The sequence below is a fragment of the Streptomyces sp. NPDC014864 genome (assembly GCF_043081525.1).
Lineage (GTDB): Bacteria > Actinomycetota > Actinomycetes > Streptomycetales > Streptomycetaceae > Streptomyces.
The window spans coordinates 1-25202 of record NZ_JBIBWT010000031.1 but is presented as its reverse complement, the minus strand read 5'-3'; the positions used below and the strand labels follow the sequence as shown (position 1 = coordinate 25202).

Annotated in this window: 20 protein-coding genes and 1 pseudogene; 13 read left to right on the top strand and 8 right to left on the bottom strand. The window is 63.0% G+C overall.

Going from position 1 to position 25202, the window contains the following annotated elements:
- Positions 1-142 precede the first annotated feature (142 nt).
- The gene (locus ACF1A5_RS32765; protein ID WP_073513684.1) at positions 143-724 is read right to left on the bottom strand and encodes a hypothetical protein; all 582 of its coding nucleotides are present in this window, start codon (positions 722-724) and stop codon (positions 143-145) included.
- Positions 725-1164: 440 nt separating this feature from the next.
- Between ACF1A5_RS32765 and ACF1A5_RS32760 the strand changes: the two genes are divergently transcribed.
- Positions 1165-1410, top strand: a complete 246-nt coding sequence (locus ACF1A5_RS32760) for a hypothetical protein (RefSeq protein ID WP_064113952.1) — start codon at positions 1165-1167, stop codon at positions 1408-1410.
- 605 nt (positions 1411-2015) lie between these two features.
- On the top strand, positions 2016-2336 hold the full coding sequence (locus tag ACF1A5_RS32755) for a hypothetical protein (protein WP_352029904.1): 321 nt from the start codon (positions 2016-2018) through the stop codon (positions 2334-2336).
- A 124-nt stretch (positions 2337-2460) separates the two neighbouring features.
- On the opposite strand, the gene ACF1A5_RS32750 is transcribed toward ACF1A5_RS32755, so the two are convergent.
- A complete protein-coding gene (locus tag ACF1A5_RS32750; RefSeq protein ID WP_211919423.1) occupies positions 2461-3102 on the bottom strand; it encodes a hypothetical protein in 642 nt (213 codons plus the stop codon).
- A 209-nt stretch (positions 3103-3311) separates the two neighbouring features.
- Here ACF1A5_RS32750 and ACF1A5_RS32745 point away from each other — a divergent pair, with 209 nt between their 5' ends.
- Genes ACF1A5_RS32745 through ACF1A5_RS32735 form a run of 3 tightly spaced genes read left to right on the top strand, consistent with a single transcriptional unit; the run spans position 3312 to position 4802 of the window.
- Complete coding sequence (locus tag ACF1A5_RS32745) at positions 3312-4199, top strand: replication initiation protein (protein WP_064114090.1); 888 nt, start codon at positions 3312-3314, stop codon at positions 4197-4199.
- Positions 4196-4489 carry a sigma factor-like helix-turn-helix DNA-binding protein gene (locus ACF1A5_RS32740; RefSeq protein ID WP_064114091.1) on the top strand — a complete coding sequence of 98 codons (294 nt, stop codon included), beginning with the start codon at positions 4196-4198 and terminating at the stop codon, positions 4487-4489. The genes ACF1A5_RS32745 and ACF1A5_RS32740 overlap by 4 nt, the downstream gene beginning before the upstream one ends.
- Positions 4476-4802, top strand: a complete 327-nt coding sequence (locus ACF1A5_RS32735; RefSeq protein ID WP_064114092.1) for a hypothetical protein — start codon at positions 4476-4478, stop codon at positions 4800-4802. The genes ACF1A5_RS32740 and ACF1A5_RS32735 overlap by 14 nt, the downstream gene beginning before the upstream one ends.
- A gap of 894 nt (positions 4803-5696) precedes the next feature.
- On the opposite strand, the gene ACF1A5_RS32730 is transcribed toward ACF1A5_RS32735, so the two are convergent.
- Complete coding sequence (locus tag ACF1A5_RS32730) at positions 5697-6473, bottom strand: ParA family protein (protein WP_064114095.1); 777 nt, start codon at positions 6471-6473, stop codon at positions 5697-5699.
- Between the two features lie 273 nt (positions 6474-6746).
- On the opposite strand from ACF1A5_RS32730, the gene ACF1A5_RS32725 reads away from it, so the two are divergent.
- Positions 6747-11696 carry a DEAD/DEAH box helicase gene (locus ACF1A5_RS32725; RefSeq protein ID WP_350834930.1) on the top strand — a complete coding sequence of 1650 codons (4950 nt, stop codon included), beginning with the start codon at positions 6747-6749 and terminating at the stop codon, positions 11694-11696.
- Positions 11697-12085: 389 nt separating this feature from the next.
- The gene (locus ACF1A5_RS32720; RefSeq protein ID WP_143173140.1) at positions 12086-12298 is read left to right on the top strand and encodes a hypothetical protein; all 213 of its coding nucleotides are present in this window, start codon (positions 12086-12088) and stop codon (positions 12296-12298) included.
- 42 nt (positions 12299-12340) lie between these two features.
- Here ACF1A5_RS32720 and ACF1A5_RS32715 read toward each other — a convergent pair whose 3' ends face one another.
- Positions 12341-14398: a DEAD/DEAH box helicase gene (locus tag ACF1A5_RS32715; RefSeq protein WP_178377376.1), complete on the bottom strand. Its 2058-nt coding sequence runs from the start codon at positions 14396-14398 to the stop codon at positions 12341-12343.
- A gap of 465 nt (positions 14399-14863) precedes the next feature.
- Here ACF1A5_RS32715 and ACF1A5_RS32710 point away from each other — a divergent pair, with 465 nt between their 5' ends.
- Positions 14864-15547: a recombinase family protein gene (locus ACF1A5_RS32710; RefSeq protein ID WP_081377648.1), complete on the top strand. Its 684-nt coding sequence runs from the start codon at positions 14864-14866 to the stop codon at positions 15545-15547.
- A 158-nt stretch (positions 15548-15705) separates the two neighbouring features.
- Here the strand turns inward: ACF1A5_RS32710 and ACF1A5_RS32705 are convergent, their stop codons facing one another.
- From ACF1A5_RS32705 to ACF1A5_RS32695, 3 genes are all read right to left on the bottom strand, one after another.
- Entirely contained in the window at positions 15706-16557 is an 852-nt protein-coding gene (locus ACF1A5_RS32705; protein ID WP_073513681.1) for a ThiF family adenylyltransferase, read from the bottom strand.
- Positions 16550-17212: a GNAT family N-acyltransferase gene (locus ACF1A5_RS32700; RefSeq protein ID WP_211919419.1), complete on the bottom strand. Its 663-nt coding sequence runs from the start codon at positions 17210-17212 to the stop codon at positions 16550-16552. The genes ACF1A5_RS32705 and ACF1A5_RS32700 overlap by 8 nt, the downstream gene beginning before the upstream one ends.
- Positions 17213-17402: 190 nt before the next feature.
- Positions 17403-17609 (bottom strand): hypothetical protein, encoded by a 207-nt coding sequence (locus tag ACF1A5_RS32695; protein ID WP_073513679.1) that lies wholly within the window; start codon positions 17607-17609, stop codon positions 17403-17405.
- Between the two features lie 316 nt (positions 17610-17925).
- On the opposite strand from ACF1A5_RS32695, the gene ACF1A5_RS32690 reads away from it, so the two are divergent.
- The 5 genes from ACF1A5_RS32690 (at position 17926) to ACF1A5_RS32670 (ending at position 24522) form a co-directional block, all read left to right on the top strand.
- Complete coding sequence (locus ACF1A5_RS32690) at positions 17926-18309, top strand: hypothetical protein (RefSeq protein ID WP_073513678.1); 384 nt, start codon at positions 17926-17928, stop codon at positions 18307-18309.
- Between the two features lie 308 nt (positions 18310-18617).
- Entirely contained in the window at positions 18618-19280 is a 663-nt protein-coding gene (locus ACF1A5_RS32685; RefSeq protein ID WP_125053153.1) for an RNA polymerase sigma factor, read from the top strand.
- Positions 19281-19299: 19 nt separating this feature from the next.
- Positions 19300-19944 (top strand): hypothetical protein, encoded by a 645-nt coding sequence (locus ACF1A5_RS32680; protein WP_073513676.1) that lies wholly within the window; start codon positions 19300-19302, stop codon positions 19942-19944.
- The gene (locus ACF1A5_RS32675; RefSeq protein WP_125053151.1) at positions 19941-23066 is read left to right on the top strand and encodes a CHAT domain-containing protein; all 3126 of its coding nucleotides are present in this window, start codon (positions 19941-19943) and stop codon (positions 23064-23066) included. The genes ACF1A5_RS32680 and ACF1A5_RS32675 overlap by 4 nt, the downstream gene beginning before the upstream one ends.
- Before the next feature lie 520 nt (positions 23067-23586).
- Positions 23587-24522 carry a site-specific integrase gene (locus ACF1A5_RS32670; protein ID WP_238587940.1) on the top strand — a complete coding sequence of 312 codons (936 nt, stop codon included), beginning with the start codon at positions 23587-23589 and terminating at the stop codon, positions 24520-24522.
- 157 nt (positions 24523-24679) lie between these two features.
- Here the strand turns inward: ACF1A5_RS32670 and ACF1A5_RS32665 are convergent.
- Positions 24680-25202 (bottom strand): annotated as a pseudogene (locus ACF1A5_RS32665) (dihydrolipoamide dehydrogenase); the annotation flags it as partial.

The window sequence follows — 25202 nt, the reverse complement described above, 5'->3', positions numbered from 1 at the left end:
TCAATGCCCGGAACGGCCGGCTTCAAGCCTCCGCCGCGCCGGCGACATGGACGTCGACGACATGATTTCGTTCGGCCCACGCCGCACCTACCCGTCGACCCTTGTCGTGAACGGATCGGTGCATCTCACCCACACAGCGCAACTATCGGCGGACGTGCGCGGTACGGATGAGGTCTGCCACAGCGCGCCGGGTCCGGTCGTGCCGGGGGTCGTGGGCGAGGTCGCCGGTACGCACGCGCTCGGTGAGTGCGGCGATCACTTCCGCGCAGGCGCGGGGACTACCCAGCACGATGGGCACCGCCGTCTTCGGGTCCGGCGCAGCGGGGCTTTCGGTCCGGTAACTGATGAGGCCCACGGCATGCGGGGGGACGGTTCGGCGGAACGTCGCCCGCAGATCGTTGATACCCCGGTACAGCCGGTCGAGGTCGGTGAGGGCGACCTCGTCGGCAACGAGCCTGCGTTGCAGAGCGCTGAGCACCGACAGTGCCGCGTCGATGTCCTCGGCCGCGCGGGCCGCCGCGACGGTCGCGCTCATCCGCTCCGGAACCGGTTTCTCCACCACCCGCGTGTGGTCGCGGATCTGCAACCCGATCGCGCCGCGTTCGCCGGCGCGACGCTCCTCGGAGGCGAGTTTGCGGCAACGATCCGAACACCACCGGGCCGGCCGGCCACGTGGCTTGACGGTGACCGAGTTACCGCAGCGTGGGCACAGGTTCGGGTCCATTTCGTCAGCATAAACATTTCGTCGCCCGAAAACATTGTCAGTCTCGTCACCTGAATGCAAGAGGTGTGTGGCACCTGGGGCGAGCGAGAAAGAACCCTTCGGGATAGAGGGCGGTAGAGATCGGTAGAGATCGGTAGATGTGGGCAGAAGCGCGTGACGAGCGAGCACGGCCAGGAGAGCAGCGCGGGCGATGAGAAGGCGTCGAGAACTGGGGAGGTAAGCCGGGAACGGCACCCGAGCCCGGCAGGTTCATCGCCTGGTGCCGAGGTCCGGAACGGCGTCCGCCGCCTGAAAAACATTTCGTCGCACGAAAGTACGCCCCCGCAGTCTGAAATTCAGCAAGAGGTGTGTCTGAAATATCTGGGTGAGGTCGTCACGGACAGCGACGCGCGTTGCCATGGACCCTTTCAGGGAGTAGGTCGTTGTCGGCAGGTGCTGCGATGCTCGAAGGCGTGCAAGAAATTCGGGTGAAAGTCAGTCGATGGGAATCGCGCCGACTGTGGTGGCGCGCCGGCACCCGGGCGCCGGGGTTGGTGCTCCACATCGAGGGATACAGCACCCCGACCCAGACCTACCGAACCCGCGATCTCGACCGCGCCCGCGCGATGGTCCTCGACTACCTCGAGGTGATCGGGAAGCCGGCACCGCCCGACATCGCCATCTGCTGGATCGAGACCGGCACATAGCCGAGACCCTCGGCGGCCCCAATCGAAGAACACCGGCACGAGCACGCCGGAGCGTCTCGCGGCTTCGCAACAGAAACCCCGCGCTGGGCGGGCGCGGATGTGATGCCGGAAACGACGCGTGACCGATTCACCGGCAGATTCTGTCGAGCTGCTCTGCGCGTGAGCGACCGTAGCCAGCTCTCTGGTCGACGGTTATCGAGGTGTCGGTTTCTCGTTGCCCAGCGCAGCGCCCCGGACACCGGGACGCGGCCGGCAGGCCGCGGTAGCCGACTTAGGGCACCTAAGTTTCTATCTTGCTCCGTTGCCTCCCCCGCGGAGTTCGGCGCGACCGCTCGCGCACCCGACCGCACGGGCGGAATCCAAAACCACGGGGTTTTGCAATATCTTGCTCTGCTCGAGGTGCTCTGCTCGAGGAGGGCGGCGCACGGGGAATCTGCCCGTGGTGTCACCGCGCGATCAGCCCACCGACACGAGGACGGCCGCGGGTGTGGTGCTCGGATCAATGCCGACGCGATGCGCACAACGCCCGCAAAGCAGCCCGCGCCGGCGTCGTCGGAATGCGCGTGATCCGGCAGACGGAGACCGTCGCACCCTCGGCCCCACCCGTGCAGCCGACCGAAAGACCCGGCGCCGCATCCGAGACGTTCGACCCCGCCGACGCGCTCCTGCACGTCACCCACTCCCCCGAACTGATCGCCCGCGTCCTGCGTGTGGTCACCGCCAACCTCGGCCCCCGCAGCATCGACCGTCAACTCCCCGGCCCCATGCACGACGCCGCCGTCGAACTCGCACCGCTCCTGGCCGATTACATCCGGCGCACCCGTGCGCCGGCGGCCGAGGCGACACCGAAAAACGGAGCCGCCGCTGCCTTGTCTCGTCAACAGCGGCGGGCACTGCAGCGCAGCACCGGAAAAAGTCGGCACTGACACCCGACACCGAAAAACTTTCCACCCACCCCGCTGTGGCGATGCCTCCACGTGACGATGCGAAACGAGACCACCGGATTGACCGGGTCGATCAGTGTCCGTGCAGATCGCTGATCACCCCTCCCTACGTCTGCCGCCGCAGTGAAGGTTGCAGAAGCAGATACCTGAGTCCGAAGGACTGCGTACCGCCGTAGTCCCGCCACGAACACCGATACCCCGATTCGAACCCCAAGCTCTCCCCGACCCGGTCGTTCTTGAGCTGCCACTGCAACGATCCGGGTTCGACACGACGGCCCTCCCACAACCGGAACTCGTGCGCCTGCGAGCGCACCGTGGAATTCCGCTCACTCCAAAACGGGTAGTTCGTCAACGTCAGAGAAGCCCCGGCCTCGACACTTCCGTCGAGAATGAGCCGTTCGACGCGTTGAGCGTCCCGCCAGGTTGCCGCCGTATCGAGATCCGGCGCCCCCGAAGAAGAAAGCTCGAACACCTCACCGTCGACGTCCGCCAGCAGACGCTTCTTCGGGTACTTCAGCTCCAACGCGATACGACGACCACCGAGCCGCCCGAGCACATCGACCGCCAGCCGAGACCGTCCGCCCACCCGCTCACTGACGGCCACCTTCTTCTCCAACCGAACCTGCTCCACCTCATCCGCCATCACCGTTGCCAGCGCAAGCTGGAAGTCGCTCTCCGAGTGGAACAGAGGCCGCTCTTTACCGAGTCGTTCCATCCACGACTCCACGTACGGTGCAAGATCGAACATTCAGCAGCTCCACTTCGATAGACGGATGCTCTCCAGACCCGGTCAGGGAAATTCCGTAGACGTAGCTTTCCAGCAGGAGGCCAAGCGCGCGGATTTTGGGTGGGGGGCCGGGATACCTGATATGGCTTGGCACGTCCCACCCGAATAATTTTCTATATGGCTCGGCGTGTCCGACCTGAATAGTGATCGTGATGCGGCACGCTGTCCCCATGGACACCTCGGGGGCACTGTTACTCAATGACACGCAGTGGGCTGACGAGGTACTCCTCCCACACCGCCCCTACGCGACGAACTACCTCGAGCGTGGCCAGTACCGGATGCACCGCGACGACGCCCTGACGATGCGTTACGTCGAGCACTCCCCCCACGCACTGCTCGGCTCGATCGTCATCGACTGCGACCATCCAGATGCGGCGATGCGAGCCTTCGAGAAACCCTCGGACCATCCCGCCCCGAACTGGGTCGCCCAGTCCCCCTCCGGACGCGCGCACCTCGGCTGGTGGCTCGGACCCAACCACGTCTGCCGCACCGACTCCGCCCGCTTGACCCCCATTCGTTACGCGCACCGCATCGAGACCGGGCTCAAGGTCTCCGTCGGCGGCGACTTCGCCTACGGCGGGCAACTCACCAAAAACCCCATTCACCCCGACTGGGAAACCATCTACGGACCGTCCACTCCGTACACGCTGCGGCAACTGGCCACCATCCACACCCCCCGCCAGGCACCCCGCCGCCCCGATCGCGCGGCCGGCCTCGGCCGCAACGTCACCATGTTCGACACCGCCCGCAAATGGGCCTACCCCCAGTGGTGGCATCACCGGAACGGCACCGCCGATCAGTGGCTACGTCTTGTCCTGCAGCACTGCCACGCCGTCAACACCGAGTTCGCCGATCCCCTGCCCTTCGTCGAGGTTCGGGCGACCGCGTACTCCATCGGTAAATGGATCTGGCGCAACTTCGACGAAGCCGCCTACCGCGCACGCCAAGCTCACCTCGGACGTAAAGGTGGCAAGGTCATGACACCTGCAAAGATCGAAGCAAACCGGAAACGAGCCACGAAGTTCGATCTCGCCACAGCAATGGAGTACGCGCTATGAGCCAAGGTGGAGCACGAGCCAAGCAACGTCGAACCATCACTGCACGAGAACTCGCGGAACGCCTGGGGTCTTCCGAGCGAACCGCTCGACGCCTCATCGCCGAACCACGGGATGAGTTCCTCGAGCGCGCCAAGGTCCGCCGTGACCGCGTGGTGTCACTACGAAACCAAGGCATGAAATACCGGGACATCGCCGAGGAAATGGACATCACCATCGGAGCCGTCGGGCGGATACTGCATGACGCCCGCAAAATCGAAGAGAAGGAAAACCCGGTCCGTGACGCCTGCTGACCTGAGCGGTCCCCCGTGGCAGCCGAACCCTGCTCACTTGCGCGCTGCGTCTACCGTGCCGATGCAGTATCCGAGTGCACTGATCCGCACTATTCATTACGCGCTGAATTTCCTCGACCGTGAACTCGCCGAACACCCAGAAGACGAGATGATGGCTCAAGCCGAGACCCGCGACGTCTACAGCCTTCTCGTGGAGATCACCGCGGCTCTGCATGGTCTCAGCTCCGAAGCCGATGTCACCGACGAGCAGATCCAGAACGCCCGGTACTGGATGCTCGGACAGTTCGATAATCCTCTTAACCCCACTACGTAGGACTGTACTTAGGACTGAGAGCAAACTGGCTTGCATCCTGGTCCAGGCATCGAATACTCCAAAACTCAAAATTTCTAGAAAGCTTTATTGTTAGAAACAATCTGCAACCTGCAAAATATCCGTTCAACCAAGGACGAGGAAAGATGCCCCCCACTAACTACGCAGCCTGCAAGCACAGCGCCACCTTGAAGGTGACGGATGAAGCTGTCCTGAGCATGCTGAGAGGACTCGCTCAGTACTGCGAATCAGGAACCTACCCACAGATCGCCTGGGGAGGCACCAAAGTCAATCACTGGCTGGCAGCTCGTAAGCACGCCACCTTCCGGTTCACGCAGCCCGACGACCGGGAATTCTTTATCAAAGAGGCAACCCGGCTACTCCCTGCAGAAACATGGGAGCTCACGATAACTAGCGACCACGATCCAGCCACGCCGCAGCGCAGGTAGGTGGTCCGGGTAGATCATTACCTCGCTACAAGAAGAAGACCCTGATACGTGGTGGCCTACTCAAGACGAGTGCACCGCGAGTTCCAACTGATCACCAAACTAACCTGCGTGCCTTCGCCTTCGTGGTATGGGCTACACCAAGAAACTCTAGAAAGTTATTTTGTTAGAAACGATGATTGTACTTGCGTTTCTTGGTTGTTGAGCCACTGCCAAAGCGCCTCGTACACAGCGTCCTGCATGCGGATCCCTCGCTGTGCGCAGGCGGTTTTGACCATTCGCTGCAGATCAGGCGGAAGCCGGGTCGCGAAAGCGGTCACCGTGGCGTCCTTTGGAAGTGTGGGCGGCGCCGCCGCAACCTCCCGAGCGAGTTGCGGAGTAAATGGGTGGGGTCTAGCGGTCTCGGTGACTCGTGGTGTTGCGAACGCGGATGGCTTCTTCTTGGCGGTACTCATGCGACGGTCACCGTAGAGAGCACTCGGTCCAGAGCCGCGTCGAATGCAACTGTCACCTCATGAACTGCTGGACGGACGCTGTGCACCGGGAGATGGTCACCAGTAGCTTCGGCGACCGCAGCACGTTGGGGGACCACCATCGGCAACACCATCTCTCCCAACGCCTCCCGAATTTCGCTGGCCCGATGCGTAGCTTCTCGACCCTGCGCCGGAACCCTGCCGAGCAGGACACCGGAGACGGTGAGGCCGGGGTTGTAGTAGCGGGTAATCGTCTCTATCGCGTCCAGAATCTTCGACACTCCACGGCTAGCCATGAACGATGGTTCAGTCGCGATCAGTGCAGTGTCGGCGGCGATGAGAGCATTGGAAACAAGTTTGCCGACGCTGGGAGGGCAGTCGATCAGCACCAGTGGGTATCGCTGGCGAAGATCGTCGGAGTCGAGCGCTGCTCGCAGACGCTGTTCGACTCCAAGCCCGGAGACCGCGTCCAAGTCGGCCAGATCCAGATCCGAGGGGATCACGCTGACGTGGTCCCACGTCGAGGTGTGCACCGCATCGGCTGCGCTACCGCGAAGCTCCTGAGCGAGTAAATTCGCGGCGGTCTTGCCTGCGAGCGGGTACTCGATACCGAGCGCCTCTGACGCGTTGCACTGCGGGTCGAGATCGATCACCAGAGTTTCGATCCCGCGGGCGCTCGCTGCTGAGGCAAGCCCGAGCACGGTGGTGGTCTTGCTAGACCCACCCTTCTGATTAACAACAGCAACCACAGTCATAACCAATACTCTAACAATCTAAATTGTTAGAAATAGCTATCTAGCATGCGTGTCGAACGACCAATCCCCAACAGTCTCCGTAGAAACCTCACTCGTTTCAGTCGCGCGGACAAGTAGTCGTCGAGCGCTGCCTCTCACACCCGTCCTTACGAGACCTAGTGATTCGTACGCCGTCTCCTAGGTGCGAAAAGAAATAGCACCTGCGCTGTTCCTCGACTGAGGGGTGGGCAAGGATGATCCGAGCACGTTTGTTGTCGCGGAGGGATTGGGTTCATGGGTTCAGTGCACGAGGTCATCGAGGCGTTTCGGCAGGCACCGTCGAATTCGGAGCGGGGCACGAAGTTCGAGCAGTTGATGGTCCGGTACTTCGAACTCGACCCACTGCTCTCGCAGCAGTACGAGAAGGTGTGGCGGTGGACCGACTGGCCGGGCCGCAAGGGCAAGCCCGACACCGGTATCGACCTCGTCGCCCGTGAACGCGACACCGGCGAATTCACCGCGATTCAGTGCAAGTTCTACGAACCCACCCACACCCTTGCCAAAGGCGACATCGACTCCTTCTTCACCGCATCCGGAAAAACGCCGTTCTCCAACCGGGTCATCATCTCCACCACCGACCGCTGGGGCAAGAACGCCGAAGACGCCCTCGAGGGGCAGTCAATCCCCGTGCAGCGGATCGGGCTGGCCGAGATCGCGGAATCGCCGATCGACTGGGACATCGCCTGGCCGCAGGGCGAGCTGCAGGTCAACCTGGCCGAAGCGAAACGTCACGAACCCCGCCTGCATCAACAGTCCGCCATCGACGCCGTCTTCGCAGGCTTCGAGGCCGGAAACGACCGCGGCAAACTGATCATGGCCTGCGGTACCGGTAAAACCTTCACCGCCCTCAAGATTGCCGAACGTGCAGCGTTGGAGAACGGCGGCAACGCCCGGATTCTGTTTGCGGTGCCGTCGATCTCGCTGCTCTCGCAAACTCTGCGGGAGTGGACCGCGCAAACGCAGTTGGATCTGCGGGCGTTCGCGGTGTGCTCGGACACCAAAGTGTCCCGCTCGGCCGAAGACGTCAACATCCACGACGTCGCGATCCCCGTCACCACCGATCCGGTGAAGTTGGCTGCGGAGATGGCGCACCGTAAGCGCGCCAAAGGTTTGACTGTGGTGTTCACCACGTACCAGTCCCTGCCCACCGTCGCGAAAGCACAAGAGCTGGGGGTGGATCCGTTCGATCTGGTGATCTGCGACGAAGCGCACCGCACCACCGGCGTCACGCTGTTCGGTGAGGACGATTCGAACTTCGTCCGCGTCCACGACGCCGACTTCCTCAACGCCGCCCGCCGGCTGTACATGACGGCGACACCGAAGATATTCGTGGACGACGTCAAAGAGAAGGCGGAAGAGCATTCCGCCGAGCTCACCTCGATGGACGACGAAACCGTTTACGGTCCCGAGTTCCACCGACTCTCATTCGGTGAGGCCGTCGAGCGAGGTCTGCTCACCGATTACAAAGTGATCGTGCTGACCGTCGACGAATCCCTGGTGGCAGCGCCGCTGCAGGATCAGCTTGCCGGGGTGCACAGCGAACTACGGCTCGACGACGCGTCGAAGATCATCGGCTGCTGGAATGCACTGGCCAAGCGTGCTGGCGAAACCCCCGAAGGAACAGGCTTCGCACCGGGTGCGGCGCCGATGCGCCGCGCGGTCGCGTTCGCGAAGGACATCGCCGCGTCCAAGCAGGTCGCCGAAGTGTTCCCCACTGTTGTCGATGCCTACCGCGATCTACTCGAGGGCAGCGAAAATGACGGGCGCACTGTCGATTCCACCAACCTGGACTTGACGTGTTCGGTGCACCATGTGGACGGCACGTTCAATGCGCTACAACGCAACGAGCAACTCTCCTGGCTCAAAGCCCCCCTGCCAGAGGGGGAAGCCCGGATCCTGACCAACGCCCGCTGCCTCTCCGAAGGAGTCGACGTACCGGCGTTGGATGCGGTGATGTTCCTGCACCCCCGCAACTCTCAGGTCGATGTGGTGCAGTCCGTGGGCCGGGTGATGCGCAAATCCGACGGCAAGGATTACGGCTACATCATCTTGCCCGTTGCGGTTCCGGCCGGTGTCAGCCCGTCCGAGGCGTTGTCGAACAACACCCGGTTCAAGGTCGTCTGGCAGGTACTCAATGCGCTTCGCGCGCATGATGATCGGTTCAATGCGATGGTCAACTCCATCGCATTGAACGCCACCTCGGACAAGAAGGACGGTAAGGGCAACGATCGCCTACTCGGTGGGCGCATCGGACCCCTCGTCGAGGTCGGCGAGAGCTTCGACAACGGCAGCCGTAGCAGTGGAAGCAGTGCTGACGTCGCTTCCACCAGTGCAGATTCTGCCGAAGGTGCCACCCCCACCGGAGACTCCGGTGGGGGGATGGCAACGCAGATGGCGTTGTTCTCCCTCTCCGAATGGCAGGAAGCGATCTACGCGAAGATCGTCGACAAGGTCGGCACCCGCGCCTACTGGGAAGACTGGGCCGGCGACGTCTCCGACATCGCCGCCGCGCAGATCACCCGCATCAACGCCCTCCTCGCCGGCGCCGACACCTCAGTCGCCGAGGAGTTCGAGCGGTTCCTCACCGGACTGCGCGACAACCTCAACGATTCGATCAGCCGCGACGACGCGATCAGCATGCTTTCGCAGCATCTGATCACCAAACCGGTATTCGATGCCTTGTTCGCAGAGCACGACTTCGCCTCCCATAACCCCGTCTCGCGGGTGATGCAGTCGATGGTCGATACCCTCGACGACACCGGGCTAGAAGCGGAAACCGCCGGCCTCGACGGCTTCTACGCCTCCGTCCGCGTCCGCGCGACCGAGGTGACCAGCGCCGAAGGCAAGCAGAAAGTCATCGCAGAACTGTATGAGCGATTCTTCAAGATCGGGTTCAAGAAGCAGTCCGACGCCCTCGGCATCGTCTACACGCCGGTGGAGATCGTCGACTTCATCCTCCGCGCCGCCGACGCAGCCTTGCGGGATTCGTTCGGGCGTGGTCTGACCGACGAAGACGTGCATGTCCTGGACCCGTTCACGGGAACCGGTACGTTCATGACGCGGTTGCTGCAGTCCGGGCTGATCAACCCCGAAGATTTGGCGCGTAAGTACACGAACGAGTTGCACGCCAACGAGATCACGCTCCTCGCCTACTATGTGGCGGCTGTGAACATCGAAACCACGTACCACGCGCTCGTCGATCAGGGCGGCGACGCAACATACATGCCGTTCGAGGGTATCGTCCTCGCCGATACCTTTCAGATCACCGAAAACGGTGACAGCCTCGACTCCGAGATGTTCCCGCAGAACAACGATCGCATCATCCGCCAGAACGCCACCCCGATCAACGTCGTGATCGGAAACCCGCCGTACTCCGCTGGGCAATCGAATGCCAGCGAAAACAATGCGAATCGCGCCTATCCCACGCTCGACCGCGCCATCCAGAGTTCGTACGCGGCGAAGTCGACTGCGACATTGAAGAGCAAGCTGTACGACTCGTACATTAGGGCGATCCGGTGGGCGACGGACCGTATCGGTGACTCCGGCGTAGTCGCCTATGTGACAAATGGAGGGTGGATCAACGGAAACACCGCCGACGGAATTCGCTTGTCACTGGCCGACGAGTACTCGACTATCTACCTCTACAACTTGAGAGGAAACCAGCGCGGCGACTGGAAAAAGGAGGGAGGCAAGGTATTCGGCGAAGGCTCACAGGCCACGATTGCGGTTCTCATTGCGGTGAAGGATCCTTCTCACAGTGGACCGTGCCGTATCCACTACCGCGACATCGGTGACTACCTGAGTCGCGAGGAGAAGCTGGCGATTGTTGGCGGAGCAAGCCTCAGCACAATTGACTGGGCCAGTATCAACCCAAATCCTGAAGGGGACTGGGTCGATCAAAGGAACGCAGCATTCGGCGCATATACACCAATAGCAGTCAAGAAGACCGCGGGAATCGAGACAACTTTCTTCGCTGATTACTCTGGTGGATTGAAGACCAACAGGGATGCCTGGGTTTACGCATTTTCGCGCGAAGCCCTTGGAGAGAAAATCAAGGGCACGGTCGACTTCTACAACGAGCAGGTTGACGCCTATGAAGAAGCGGTGAAGAGCGGCTCTCAGTCTGGCGCCAAGGACACTGTGTCCTACAACGACAAGCGAATTAGCTGGTCGTCAGGGTTGATTCCGAAAGTTGAGCGTGGCCGGCGCCTCCAGTATCAGTCCGAACATCGCCGAGTTAGCGTCTATCGGCCCTTCTGCAAGCAGTACGCGTACTTCGACGACGATCTCAACGATCGGCGAGGCAAGCTGCCCCGGATGTTTCCGACTCCGCAACACAGGAACATCGGAATCTACATCCCGAATCCAGGAAACCTTGCTCCGCAGTTCATGTGCCTCATGACTGATTCAATACCGGACCTCGGTGCCGCCGGGATCAGCGCAGTCAACTTCTATCCCCGCTGGACCTACGAGAAGTACGAATCTCCGGACTGCGAGCTCGATCTCGCTTCCTCCGACACACTCCAGGTCGACGAGCACGGATACCGCCGTATCGACAACATCACTGACGGAATCCTCGCGCTCTATCGGGACGCGTTTGGCAACCAGGTCACCAAGGACGACATCTTTTTCTATGCCTACGGCCTGCTGCACGATCCGGCGTATCGCCAGGCTTACGCGTCAGATCTGAAGAAGATGCTCCCGCACATTCCGACACCCGAGTCCCGAGAGCGGTTCGAGCAGTTGCTCTCCGCCGGTCGTCGCCTGGCAGATCTGCACGTCGGCTACGAGAGCGTCGATCCGTATCCCCTTGACGTACAACTCAAGACGGGCTCATCGGCCGAAGACCGTGAGACGTGGCGGGTCTCGAAGATGAAGTGGGGCAAGAAGAAAGACCCCGAGACCGGCAAGAATGTAGACGACCGCACCACGCTCGTCTACAACCCGAAGGTCACCATCTCAGGGATTCCGGAAGAGGCTGAGCGGTACATGCTCGGCTCGCGTTCAGCGCTGGCGTGGATCATCGACCGCTACCAAGCCAAGACCGATAAAGCCTCCGGGATCGTCAACGACCCCAACGACTGGTGCGACGAACACGACGACCCCGCCTACATCGTCGACCTGATCAAGCGTGTCACCACCGTGGCAGTCGAGACCATGAAGGTAGTCGACTCGCTCGAATAAGGAGAAGCCGAAAGATCAGTAACAGGCGAGTGCCGATCTCCGGTAGCCGTTGTCTCTAACAATCTAGATTGTTAGAAATAGGTCTTTATCAGTACTTTCTCGAGAATTTCAGATCGGTCCGGTATCTCGCGGATCGGACCGATCTAGAAGGCACTTCAGCGCTTTCACTATCGGCGCCTGTGCTTTGACCTTCCGCTGCACGAGCGGATCAGACTCGGTGCGGCACTCGTGCAAACAGATACCCAGATTTAGGACACCAGAACGGCCGGTATTGCGCTGCGCGGTGACGGTGGCACGTCTGAGGGTGATCCTGGTGGGCGGCCAGGTAGGTATCGACGGCCCAGCGCGGAGTGTCAATACGTTAACGCGACTTACTCCAGCGCGCTGAGTTGTTTTCGGAGAAGTTCCAGATCTATTCGGGCGCGGTCGAGAATCTCAGTGGCCGCGCCCGGGCAGTACCTGATCTCCTTGCCGTCCTCAACAATGACGAGGTGGGTATCACCGGCAAGTATGTAATGCGCCTGCTTGCCAGTCCGGTGCGCTGCGCATTTACGTTGATGGTTTGTTCGGGGCGTTTCAACTCGGATGTGTCGCAGGACTGATTTGACGGGCATTTCAACTCCTATCTGCTTATTCGCTGCGGCTCAGTTACGTTGATCGAGTTGGATTCTCAGTGAATCCCGAACTGAATCAGCGATTTCGTCCAGGCGATCGAAGATGCTGGTCATCTGTTCGTGTGACCATTCACCGCGTGTCCCGTTGGGCATACCAATTTCCTGATTGATAGCAGCAGCGACACGACGAATCGCGATGACGGAATTGTGCTGTCGCGGACCCGGACTCACGACCATGAGCTGGTGACCGCGAGGTGGCAGCTTCAGATCTGCCAGTACACGGTTGGCAACTGATTTTGTGCGCTCGTTGACACGGGTCTTGGCTGACTGGCGGGCACGCTGCGGCGAGACCGGGATCGATTGCGGAACTTGCACTTCTGCAGCTGCCTGTTGCGCGAGTAGGCGTTCACGGAGCTGGTCTCGGCTGACCAGGTCACCCAACTTCAGCCCGGGCGCAATGTCCTTGTCGAGCATCTCGTCCAGCACTCGGTCATCGGAGGGGTCGAGATAGGTCTGTTCAACGAAGCGAGTCAGAATCTCGCTGTCGACCAGCATTCCACCATCGAACCGGCGGGCGCGTGGACCGCTGTTTTCGCCCTCCGCATCGTTGTCAGTCTGTCCGTCAACCCAAGAGTGAACGAGTGCTTGATCATCAAGGTCAAGCTCTCGAAACTCAGACCAACGAGCGTCGTTGTTCAGCCCGACGTGCGAAACTATGTGGCCTTGATTGTCAGGATGCTCGGGAGCGGACTCCTGGACTACGCGCATGACTCGGCCGACGAACTGAATGTACGGGGCAAGACTGCGGAAGGGTCTGAAAATGGCTGCGACGCTAAGTCGTGGATGATCGAAGCCTTCGCCCAGCATTTGAACCTGCACGATGCAGTCAAGTTGGCCTCGCCGCAGCCGTTCGATGACGGCGTCTTGGCTGTCGGGGTCCATCCCCGAGTGAATCTCAGCGGCCCGGTAGTTGCACTCGTTGTAAATGCTGGCAACTTGTCGGGCGTGGTCGACTGAGCATGCCGCGGCGATGATTTGATGCTGGATACCTGTTTGTGCCCGCATGCGCTCGCATTGCTGGATGCTGGTCTCGACGATGTGACGGTTACATTCGGGGCTAAGCGCAACGCCACGGCGGAACCACGCCTCTTCTCGCAGCTCAAGGACTTCTTCGAGAGTATGGCGGCGGTTATCGTCGGAGTAGTTAAAGTAGATTTCCGACGGCGCGACGTTGCGGGAGTGGATCTGCTTGATGTAGCCGTTGACCATCGCTCGAGTGAACGGGTAACGGTAAACGATCTCGCCGTGGAGTTGCTGCTGATCAGAGCGGAACGGTGTCGCCGTCAGACTGACGACCTTCGCATTGGGAAACCGACGGAATACTTTCTGCCAACTCTCTGCGGCGGCGTGGTGACCTTCGTCGACGAGAATCATGTCAAAGAAATCTTCGGGGAACTGGGGAAGCCAACGGTCGGCTTGACTCGCCAACTGCTGGATGTTACAGACAACGAAGTCGCTTTCGATCGCGTCGTGGAGGTTGGCATTCGGTCCGTCGAGCACGGCCATCCAGGGGCCAGCCGTGAAGTCAGACAGCACCCGAAACTTGGTCCAGAAGCATTGTGGACTGGTGACATCGACGGCGTCGGCGACGCCTTTTCGAATCGTAAGGTTTGGCGTGATTACCAAGACTCGCCCTTGGGCTATGCCGAAAGGCAGTGTGGCCATGATGCCGGTCTTTCCGCAGCCGACCGGAATCTGCACGATCGCAGGACTCCTGTCGGCCGAGAAATGTTCCCGGACCGCTCGGTGTGCTTCGCGCTGCGGTTCCCGCAGGGATGCGTTAGCTTCGACATCAGCGTTCGCTGTCGCGAAGACGCTGCTGTCAGCCCCGCTCGCTGCGGCTTCCTCGGCGCGTCGGTACTGCAGCCGAAAGGGTTCAAGGTCAGCTTGGCGGTAATAGCGGTAATTGCTTCCAGGTCGCCTTACCGCGCTCAGCGTTCCATCACGATCCCAGCGCCGAAGGGTCTGCGCGGAAACTCCCACGTAGGAAGCAGCTTCGGCAACTTTCAGAAAATTTTCATCAGACATAAGCAAAACCATACAACATTGCACAAGTCTAACAACATTGTTCATAACCTATTAGTGCTCACAACATTCAGAATAATGAGTCGAATCCAACCCAAAATGCTTCTAGGCGGAGCGGGTTTGCACCAGTCACAAGCTCGCGCAGTGGCAGAGAAACTATGGGGCGGAGCCTTGCCAGAAATGCAGACATTGGCGCGGATATCGCGATGACCGCATCTCTAGTTTGGCCGCGACGTCCGACGCAGAGTCCTGCGGCTGACATAGAAAACTTCCCGATCCTTCCTGATCTCGCCGACATGAGGAATCGCCGCAAACCTATCTGCGCACAGTCTCATTTCCTTGGTTCTGGGACGGACACGCGGCCGGCGGCCCAGATCGGATCACCCCAGCTCATGATGTCCTAGAAGTTAATTCCAAAACATCGTGTCGGAAAATCGAGACGGGAACAACTTTCGGTACTCTCCGGGCATGGAGTTGGGGTATGCGCGGGTGTCGACGACCAAACAGGAACTCGACCGGCAGATCGACGCCCTCAGTAAAGCGGGGATCGACCCGGCGAATATCTACGTGGACAAGAAGTCCGGCGCCACCACCGACCGCCCCGGGCTGACCGCACTACTTGAGTACGCCCGCGACGGCGACGTCATCGTCACGCACACACTCGACCGGCTAGGCCGGAACGTGCGCGACACTCTCAACCTGATCCACGACCTGCGAGAGCGTGGGGTCGGAATCCGTAACCTGGCCGACCCGATCCGGATCGACTCGAGCAACCCGGATGATCCGATGGCCCAACTCGCCGTCGTGCTGCTCGCGCTGTTCGCGCAGATGGAACGCACTTACACCCTCGAACGCGCCGCCCACGCCAGGTCGGTGGCGACAGCGAAGGGTCGGCGCACCGGCCGCCCGTCGGTGGTCAGCGAGTCCCAGCTCGCCCACGCCCTCCAACTGCGCGACGCTGGCGCCACCACCGCCGAGATTACCTCCAAAACCGGGCTAACCCGATCCACCCTCTACCGCCACCTGCCACCGCGGCCGGACGAGCAGGTCACCGCCACCGCACCACTCCAACGGTTGAGACCACGGACCGAAAATCCCACTCCTGCAACGGAAGTAGCCGCACTGACCCTCGCGCCGCCGACGATCGGCTGAGGCGCCGACGGACGACGGACGACGACCTGCCCGTCACGATCCGCAGATGGATCGAGACCCAAGGGTGAAATGCGGACCTTGATCTGTTGTGTGCCAATCACTCTCGACTAGTTAAAGCCGTCCCCGGCATCGAAACAACACGACGACAACCGCCTTGTTCAGCCGACCGATCGACCAATCGAGGCGATGGCCGCAGAAAGATAGAAGCGCACCCGCGACGGGCGCAATGTCTTCGCCTTGCCTGTCCGTGCATCGAAGTGGTGGACACGCGGAGCCGATGCCGGCGGGCGTCGGCCAACCAGAAGCGATATGGCTGTCGTCGAAACCACCGCGGCAGAGAGTTCGACGGCCGGAGCCACAGCGGGCGCTTCCAAGTGCCCCTGCTCGACGTGGGCGAGCACGTCCATACCGATGTAGGCGGGAATGCTCAATACCCACCGCCAGAGGGGGACACTGACTCGTCTCGATGCCAGGTCATCAAAGGTGACGGTGGGGGCCAAGCCGAGAAGCCGCTCGAAGCGATTTCCGTCCGGAGGGATCACTGTGTGCCACACCCCGAATCCGATCTCGACGGCCAGAACGACAGATACGGAGGCGCCGCGTGCCGTTCGAGCCAGCCGAAGCCCCACATCGGGAACGGTGTAGTCGGTGCCGTCGATCACCAAGTCCGACGAGGCAACCAAGTCCTCGACATTGTCCGGGGTGATTCCTTCTCGAACCACCTCCACGATCGCGCCGGTGCCGATCCCTCGGCACAGTTCGGCGACGACTTCGGCCTTGTTTCGGCCCAATGTGGCGGTCGTGGCAGCGGCTTGCCTGTTGAGGTTGGTGACCGAGAAGGTGTCCGGGTCGGCAAGCACGAGTGTTCCGACTCCGAGTCGAGTCAGGGTCTCAGCGACCCGTCCTCCCACACCACCGACACCCGCCACCAGTACCCGTGCCCCGGCAAGTCGATTCTGCTCGGAATCCGAGATCAGGCCGCGATTCCGCGACAGCGGGGACTCAGACATCATGACGAACGCGGGTGTGGGCGGGCGGCAGAATGTCATGCGAGGCGAGCGTCCAGGTGAACGGCCGGCGGAAGTACTCACCGAACGATGTGGTTCCTCCTCGAGCATTATCGGCCTCGGTCAGGGATGCGGCGATGCTACTGACTCTGACGAGCGCGGCCACGTTGTAGGTGTTGTATACCCACCGCGGTTCCGAGACGACTTCCACCGGAAGTCCGAGGACCTCAAGCGCGGCCAGGAACGGTTCCTCGACCTCCATGTAGGCGTACTCGTAACCACGTTCTTCTGCGAGATGCATGAGGGCGCGGTAGAAGCCGAGTGTCGCGAACGTCTTGCGGAATGGCTCGAACACCGCTGTTCCAGAGATTTCACAGGAGTAGTGGGGTACCTGGAGGTCGAACTGCGTGGTGACCTGAAGGGTGTTCATCCCGCCTTCGATCATCCGGCAGCACCCCACGGGCTGGCCGGCGGCGTCGGAGGCCAACAGGTGGATTGAGTGTTCGTCGTACTCGTCGGTGAACACTCCGATGCCTGGATTTATGCTGTCGGACTCGATGAACCCGGCCTCGAGGTACAACTGGGTCCGGATTTTTTTCCACTGGTTGAAATCGTCACTACCAGGATCGGCGATCCGATAATGGAACATGGGGATCATACGGGTTTTGTCCTCTCTCGTGCCGCGTTCGACGGAAGGCGGGGTGTAGACGGTGGAAACCCCGCTGCGCGGTCGAATGACGCGGGGCCGGGCTGTCCCCGGGCTGTCCCCGGGCGACGACCGAAGGCCGTCGTCGATGTTGACGGCCGAGCTGGCGGTCGGGTTCGGGATCTGACCGGTGACCAACCAGTCAGATCCCGGCCAGCCCCGCGCGCCGCAGCTGCGCACGGGTGTTAGCTAGTGACCGGAACTCACCCGGGGTGCCGGCCACGGTGACCGGGCGGAGTGCGCGGTCCGCCGGGTAGACGTAGAGACCGTGCTTGCAAGGCCGGTACGACCACCCTGCGGTAGCGATCGCCTTGATCACGGTGTCCCATTCACGGCTGCGTTTGGTCATCGCTGTTCTCCCCGTTCGTCCTCGTCGCCCATGCAGGAAAGGACGAGTGAGGGTTCGATTGAGGTTCGCGGACCGCGCGGGGTGATCCGTCTGCGGGAACCTCGGTCAGGCGATGCCGACGGACTCCCGCTGCCGGAGGCAGCCTCTGACACAGATCGCACCAAGGCGCGCAACGGGTGTCGCTCAGCGCAGGATGCGCACGGATCGGTGTTCATGACGGCGGTGGGCTTCCCGCTGCGCGAACCGCACGGCACCGTCACTCGTCACCACTGCATGTACGGCCCGCCAACAGCAGGCCCCACCGGCAGGAGAGACCATGACCACCACCGCCACCGCACAGACCGCGGCACCCACCCTGTGGGCCACCATCGTCAAGCGGATCACCCTCGCCACCATCGCCGTCGCGGTGCTACTCGGCGCCACCCTCGCCGCCACCGGCACCGCCTCGGCGGCGACCCCCCGCTGCGGTGACGGCCGCTGCGTCATCTACCTCGACAAGCAGGAGACCCGAGACTTGGGCAACGGCCGCGCCCCGAAGCTCCCCGGTGGCCTGCCCTGGCAGATCAACGTCAGCTACACCGCGCTGGCCAAGGGCCACCAGCTGATCGCCCGCCAGTACGCCAACCGCGGCTGGTGCTCCGCGTTTCTGATGTCCGTCCGCCCCTGGGAGAACCAGGGTTACACCGGCTACAAGTGCTGACCCGGCAGTAAGACCCCCGGACGCCGGGGCCGGTCGCACTCTGTTGCGGGGTGCGACCGGCCCGGGCCGTGCACCGGTCCGCCCGTGCTGCACACCGCAGCAACCGCTCTTACGCACCATCCCCGTCGCGAACCCGAACGTGGCATCAGTCGTCAATACCTGGAGAGCCAGGGGCAGTGCCGGTGAATCGGCATGCACACGGCGAACCGAGTTCATAATTCATCCGTCACTACTGACACACCACGCAAGCGACCGACATCGAACACAGACCCCGCAGAAACAGCGTGGGCGTACGGAGGAGCGGATACATGGACGACCCCCATCAGCCAGACCCGACGTCAGGTTTCCCCCGAGTGCTTCCCCGGACGGGGAAGCATTCGCAGATCGACCGCGCCTACATCGAACTCGTCGGAGAGCCGCAGAGGGACCTCCTCGCCTTCGCGATGACGCACGCGCTCAAGCTGACCCGCGGCAACCGGGCCGACGCCGAGGACCTCGCCCAGGACGCATACGTAAAGCTCATCGGATACACCTTCACCCGACCGGTCAACGGACGGGCCTTCCTCACGCGCGTGCTGACCAATCGGCACATCGACCTGTATCGGCGGCGGCAGACACAGAAGGCTGTTCTGGGGGTCAACACCGGCTTCGAAATCGCCCTCGACGACCTCTCGTCCGACCACGTCACCCGCGACGTCGCCGAGGGAGTGGTGTTCTCCACCGAGATCCGTGTCCACATCGGAGTCGTGATCGACTCCTACCCCGACGCTGAACAGCGCCCCCACCTGTGGGCCCTGCTTGACCTCGACGACGGTGACCTCCGGCCCCTCGAGCAGGTCGCCGCCGTTACCGGATTGAGCCTGTCAAAGGTCAAGAAGCTCAGCTCGTGGCTCAAGACCCGACTGCAGGCCGCCTTGGCTGAGCTGGCCCCGAATCGACCGTCGACCGCACCCGACGCCCCCACCCTCTAAAAAGTAGGAAGAGACAACGATGACGAACTTCGACAACGACCCCGGACGTCTGGCTGCCGAGGCCGAGGCGTTGCTGGCGCTGATCGACGCCGAGCTGCACGCCGACGACCCCGACCACACTCTGATGCCTTCCGACGAGGAACTGCTGGCGATGACCGAGCGAGCTTTCACCCGGGCCAGCGCGATCGTCGAGGCACAGGAGGCCATCGGGGACGCCCGGATCGACGACGACACCCTCGCCGATGTCCTGGCGACCTGGACCGCCGAACTTGGACTGGTGTCCTCGACCCGCGCGGCCGCGACCGCCGACGAGGGCCGGCTATGGAAGGTGCGGGTGACCGACCCCGACCTGGTCACCGCGATCCTCGGCGTCGACGCGGTCGGCCCACTGTCGCTGACTGTATCCGATACCCCGGTGGCGGACGGGACCGCGGTGAGCGTGACGTTGCCGCTGCGCAGCACCCCTGACCCAGGTATCACGCTCCTCGCGGTGATCGACTACGGCGACGGTGCCCGCATCCGGATTCCGCTGTACCAGGTCGATCGTGGTGAGGCCGCCGCGCAGATGGGTCTGGCCGAGCTGTCCGGCAAGGCGATCCTGCCTGCGAGCATCGAAGCCACCCACCCGGTGCTCACCCTCTCGGTGCTGGCCGGCCCCGCGTGAGCATCGACGCCGCGCCTGGCGCCACCTGGGGGGAGGTACTCGACCAGGCCCGCACGGGCACCGATCCCGACCGCGCCGAATCCCTGCTGACCGCGATCATCGCCGCGGCCCTGGCACTGTCCCCGGAGTCGATCCACGAACGTCGCGTCGGCGGGTTCCCGCCCGGCGTCCCGAGTAAGAGCATCGTCCGCTCCGCCGCACAACTGCTGCTCGACCTCACCTCCGTGTCCCACACGGCGCGATCGCACGTGCGACGGGCGCTGGCGTGGACGCAACTCCTGCGATTCCCGCAGCAGAAGGTGGTCACCGCTGTCGCGCCCGGAGGTGAAATCATCCAGGCTGTCGAAAACTGCCGGCATGCACTCACCGAACTCGGCGACCACGGCGACCCTGTCGATCGGGCCATCGTGGAAATCCAACTCGCCCGATACCTCCGCAGGGTGAATCAGCCGCACGACGCCATCGCTGCCCTGACACACATTCAGCCGGGTGACCGCCAGATCGTCGGCGACGAGGTACGACCTCGAATCCTCCGCGAAGCACCGTTTCTGGGTGACTTCCTCGTCGAGAAGATCGGATTCAAACGCGCAGAGTTGCTCTGCAACGCGTACCGCGACGTCAGCCTCGTCGAGCATTCGATGCGGCAGGTCGAGATTGCCCGCGAACACGCCCGCCGATACGCCGATGCCGACCCAACCAATTTCACCTATACCTGGCTGTTGGAAGGGCATCTGCACCGCCGCAGTCGAGACGTGCACGCCGTACTGCGGATGGAGAAGAAGTCCAGGGACCTGGCGGCGCAGTACCCGCAGTCCTCGACTGCCCGGCGTCATGCCAATACCCAGGCGAGCGCGAACGCGGACCTGTTCCAGGACTTCAGCCGAGCACAGGAGTTCCGCTATCAACGGCTGCAGAACCGTCTGAAGGACGATCTCGGGATAATGTTCGAGGGGCAGCCGTCGATCGAGGAATTGATGGGTTGCGTGGCGCACTACCGTCAGCTCAACTCGAAGGCCGCGATCACCTGGCTGGGGAACATTGCCTGGGCCATCACCTCCGGCTACGTCCGATCGGGTGACACCGCCGTGGATCCACAGATCAGGGCCTACGCGGAAGGCCTCCTGGATGTGGCGGAAGCGGCGTGGGATGGTTTCGCCGGAAATGGTGTCAGCTCGCTTCTCTACGGTCGAGCACGGTTGGCCTTGATGTCGGGTGACGCCCCGACCGTCGAGTTGACCACGGACCTGCTGACCGCGAGCCGCAATGCCTACCAATGGGCAACGGCCCAGAATGCGCTCACCTCCGCAGTCCGGCATGGGGTGGCCGGCAGCGACGAGGTACGTCATCGCCTCGACGAACGGCTCGCCGAGTTCGATCTAGGAACGAGTTACGTCGCCCACGCGAAAACCCTTGGCCTGTCAGCGGAGTGGTGGTGGCGCGCCGCCGCCACAGGCATCGACATCGACTGGGTGCGGGTCGAGACCGAAGCCCTCACCGCCACGGAGATGCTACGTATCGAGGGAGTGAGCCTGGCCCCGGAATCGGAGGCGACCGCGTGGATGGCCGCTGCCCGCGCGGTGGCCGAGACCACACCGGATGAACAGACCGAACGATTGCGACGGCTTCTACGCGGGATCGGGTGCGTCACCGAACTGATGCTCACCATCGCCACCACCATCGACCGCCGCCGGATCGCGGAAAAGTTCGCCGCCTTGTTCACCGACGCGGCTGATCTGGCTGTCACCCTGGGCGATCACGAGGCGGCCGACCTGATCATGGAAGCCGTCCGGCGGGACCGGGTGGGCCTGCTTCTGGCCGAGTTGGCCCGCAACCGCGACGTCGACACCAACATCCGGGCCGCGGCACTGGCCGTGCAGGACGCCGGCTCTGCCACCGTCGACTTGAGCGGCACGAACCCCGACGAGGACACCAAAGGGAAGGAGAACGGGCGAGGGCTGCGGGGCCGATCCAACGAGATCGCCGTCGATCGGGCCGCCGCAGTCAAGGCCGCCGAATCGGTCCTCGGCCCCCTGTCGGCTCTGGCCGACTCGTCCCATCTCTACACCGCCACCGCCACCGCTGTTCTTGACCGCCGTGGCCTGACCGCCGTCCCCACCGCCGTCCTCCAGCTCCTCCCGCTGTCTCGCGGTACCGACGCAGTCGGCTCCGGCGGTGAGTGGGTGCCGTTACTGCGAAGGGTCACCATCTCCATTTCCGGAAGGCCCACGGAGCAGTTCACCGATCGAGTCGAGGTCGCCCGGCTGACCCTCGACCTGCATCCCGGCGACGACGACACGTTCGAATGGCGGGAGAACTACACCCCTCGGCTGCTGCCGCAGCCGTTGATCGAACTGCTCGCTGCCACCAATCCGGAAGCACCGATACGGCTGATGATCGTGCCCACCGGGTTCTTCCACATCCCTTTCGACGCCCTCCCAGTCACCGCCGACACCGCTGTCCTCGACCACGCCCTGGTCAGCATCCACGGCTCACTGACCAGCGCCCTGTCGCTGATGGCACTCGACGAACAGCGGACCCCGACCCCCTCGCTGGCCCTCTACGACCACACTCTCACCCACGCCCGGCCCGAGCTCGACACCTTGCTCGCCGCCCTCGACGGAGTCCGGCGGGTCGAGTCACACCAGGATCTCGACCTCGAGATGTCCGTCGACGGCGCGCAACCGTATTCTCTGCTCGCGATGGCTGTGCACGGCAGCGCCGACGAGCACGGCTGGGGGCAGGCGAAGAAGCTCCGCGACGCCGACGGAAACACCGTCTGGGTCACCGCCGCCCAAGCCCTCAGCTGGACCGTGCCCCGGTTGTGTGTACTGGCCTCCTGCAACACCCCAATCAGCGCACCCGACGGCATCGAGATCGGAGGCTTTCCCCTGGCATTGATGCTGCGCGGCGCGACCACCGTCATCGGTGGCCTCTACAACATCGACGACAAGGCCACCAGCGCGATCATGATCGCCTTCTGGAACCGTCTCGCCGCCGGCGAGACCGCCCTGGCCGCGTTGCGTCACGCCAAACTCGACTACCTGCAACAGCATCCAGATCACCGGCACACCTGGCCCGAGTACTGGGCCGGGTTGACCGTCTACGGCGCACCGAACACCTGACCGGCTGCGGAACCGGGCGGTGTGCCGCCTGCGAACCGCGCACCGGCGCCGGCAGGTCTCGCGTTGGCCACCACCGGCACCGCCCACGCGAATCCGCCCCGGTCTGCGTCACGGGGTAGGGGTGGTGCGGCCCGACCCGCTACGGATCGCGATTATCGACGATAGCGATACCCGCCATGCCGGTGCCTCCGGGAACCAGTTCTACTGCATAAGTAGATAATTCGAAGAAATAGCTCTCCACTTCGCGACATGACAGCTTGAGCCGAGCCCGCGATCCACGTCTCGAAGTGCTTGGGCAGCGACACCGAGGGGTGGACCCCCACAGCCGAACCGCACCGCTCCCTCAGCCCGATTTAGGGGGTCGAGGAGCATATCCGCCCGATCCGGCGCTAAGGAGTTACCGCAGACAATGGCCTATTATCTGCGGTAACCTCGATCGCGACCAGGCGCTTCACCCCGCTCCGAACGCGGTGACTCCGTAAATTATCTGCGGTAGCGCCGATCGGGCTTCAATGACCGGGTGGAAGGACTGACAGTGGGGCAGGTGCGGGCGTTGCCGGTGCGGGGGGTGCGGTTGAAGGACGCGGTGGATCAGTACCTGTCGACCATCCCGAGCGTCAACACCCGACGCGGGTACGCCGTCGCCCTCAACCAATTGGTGCGCGACTTCGGCGCCGATTCGGATGTGGGACTGCTGGAGGCCGAGCGGGTCGGTGGCTGGTTCACCTTCAAGTGGGGCGGCAGCTCGGCACAGACGTTCAATGTCCGCCTCGCCTCCTTGCGTGGGGCGTGCGAGTACTGGCGGGCACAGGAGTGGCTCCTCGGCGATCCCGTCGTCCGGCTGGTGCCGCGCAGAGTGGCCCCGGACCATTCCCGGGCGATGACTCGTGACGAGGTCACCGGGCTGCTTGCGCAGGATGTGCCGCTGCGGGAGCGGGTGTTGTGGACCATGCTGTACGAGACCGCCGCCCGAGCCGACGAGCTGTTGCTGCTCGACATCCCGGACCTGGACACGGCGAACCGATGTGGCACGGTCACCCGCAAGGGCGGGGCAAGAGATGTGGTCGCGTGGCAGACCGGGACCGCGCGGCTGTTGCCGCGGTTGCTGGCGGGCCGGAAGAAGGGGCCGGTGTTCCTGACCGACCGGAAGGCGAAACCCGGTGTGGCCGTGGACGATATCGACCCGTCGACCCTTCGCGGGCGGTTGTCGTATCGCCGGGCGCTGGAATTGTTCGAGACACACACCGCTGACTTCACCCGCGGCCCCTTCACGCTGCATCAACTTCGCCATAGCCGTTTGACGCACGCCGCGGAGGACGGGGCGTCCACGCCGATGCTGATGCGCATGAGCGGCCACACCTCGGTGCGGTCGCTGGCTAGGTACGCGAACCCGTCGGCCGAGTCCCTGATGCGATGGCAGGCCCAGACCGACCCCGCCGCCCGCCGGCGGCGATGATCCGTGAAATGTACTGGTGTGACGGTGAACTGGCACACCGCAGGGCGGCAGACGCGTCGCCGCAGACCGGATTCCAGTTCGCCCCGGATAACAGCGTGTTATCCGGGGCAGTCGGAGTTCTGCATCACCCGATAGCCGGGCGATGCTCGTGGGGTGTCTATGCCCCGATTTCGCGGTGGACGCCGCCGGCCGCGGTGTTGACCCCTTCGGCGAGGGTGGGGTGGACGTGGATGGCTTGTGCGAGTTGGGTGTAGGTGGCACCGGTGGTCATCGCGATGACGGCTTCGTGGACGAGGTTCCCGCCGTCGGGTCCGGCGATGTGACAGCCCAGGATGGCATCGGTGGCGGCGTCGGCGACGAACTTGACCAGGCCACGGGTGTTGCCGATGGCGCGGGCTTTCACGACGCCGGTGAAGTCCTGGCGGCCGATGAGGACGTCGTAACCCGCTGCGCGGGCGGCGGGTTCGGTGAGTCCGACGGATCCGACTTCAGGGTCGGTGAACACCGCGTGCGGAACGATGCGACCGGCGGCGGTGCGGTCCTGTCCGCGGTAGGCGCTGCGGTAGACGATGTCGGCGTCGTCGCGGGCGGTGTGGGTGAACATCGGCCCGCCGCGCACGTCGCCGATGGCCCACACGTCCTCGGCGCTGGTGTGCAGGGTGTCGTCCACGGTGAGGAAG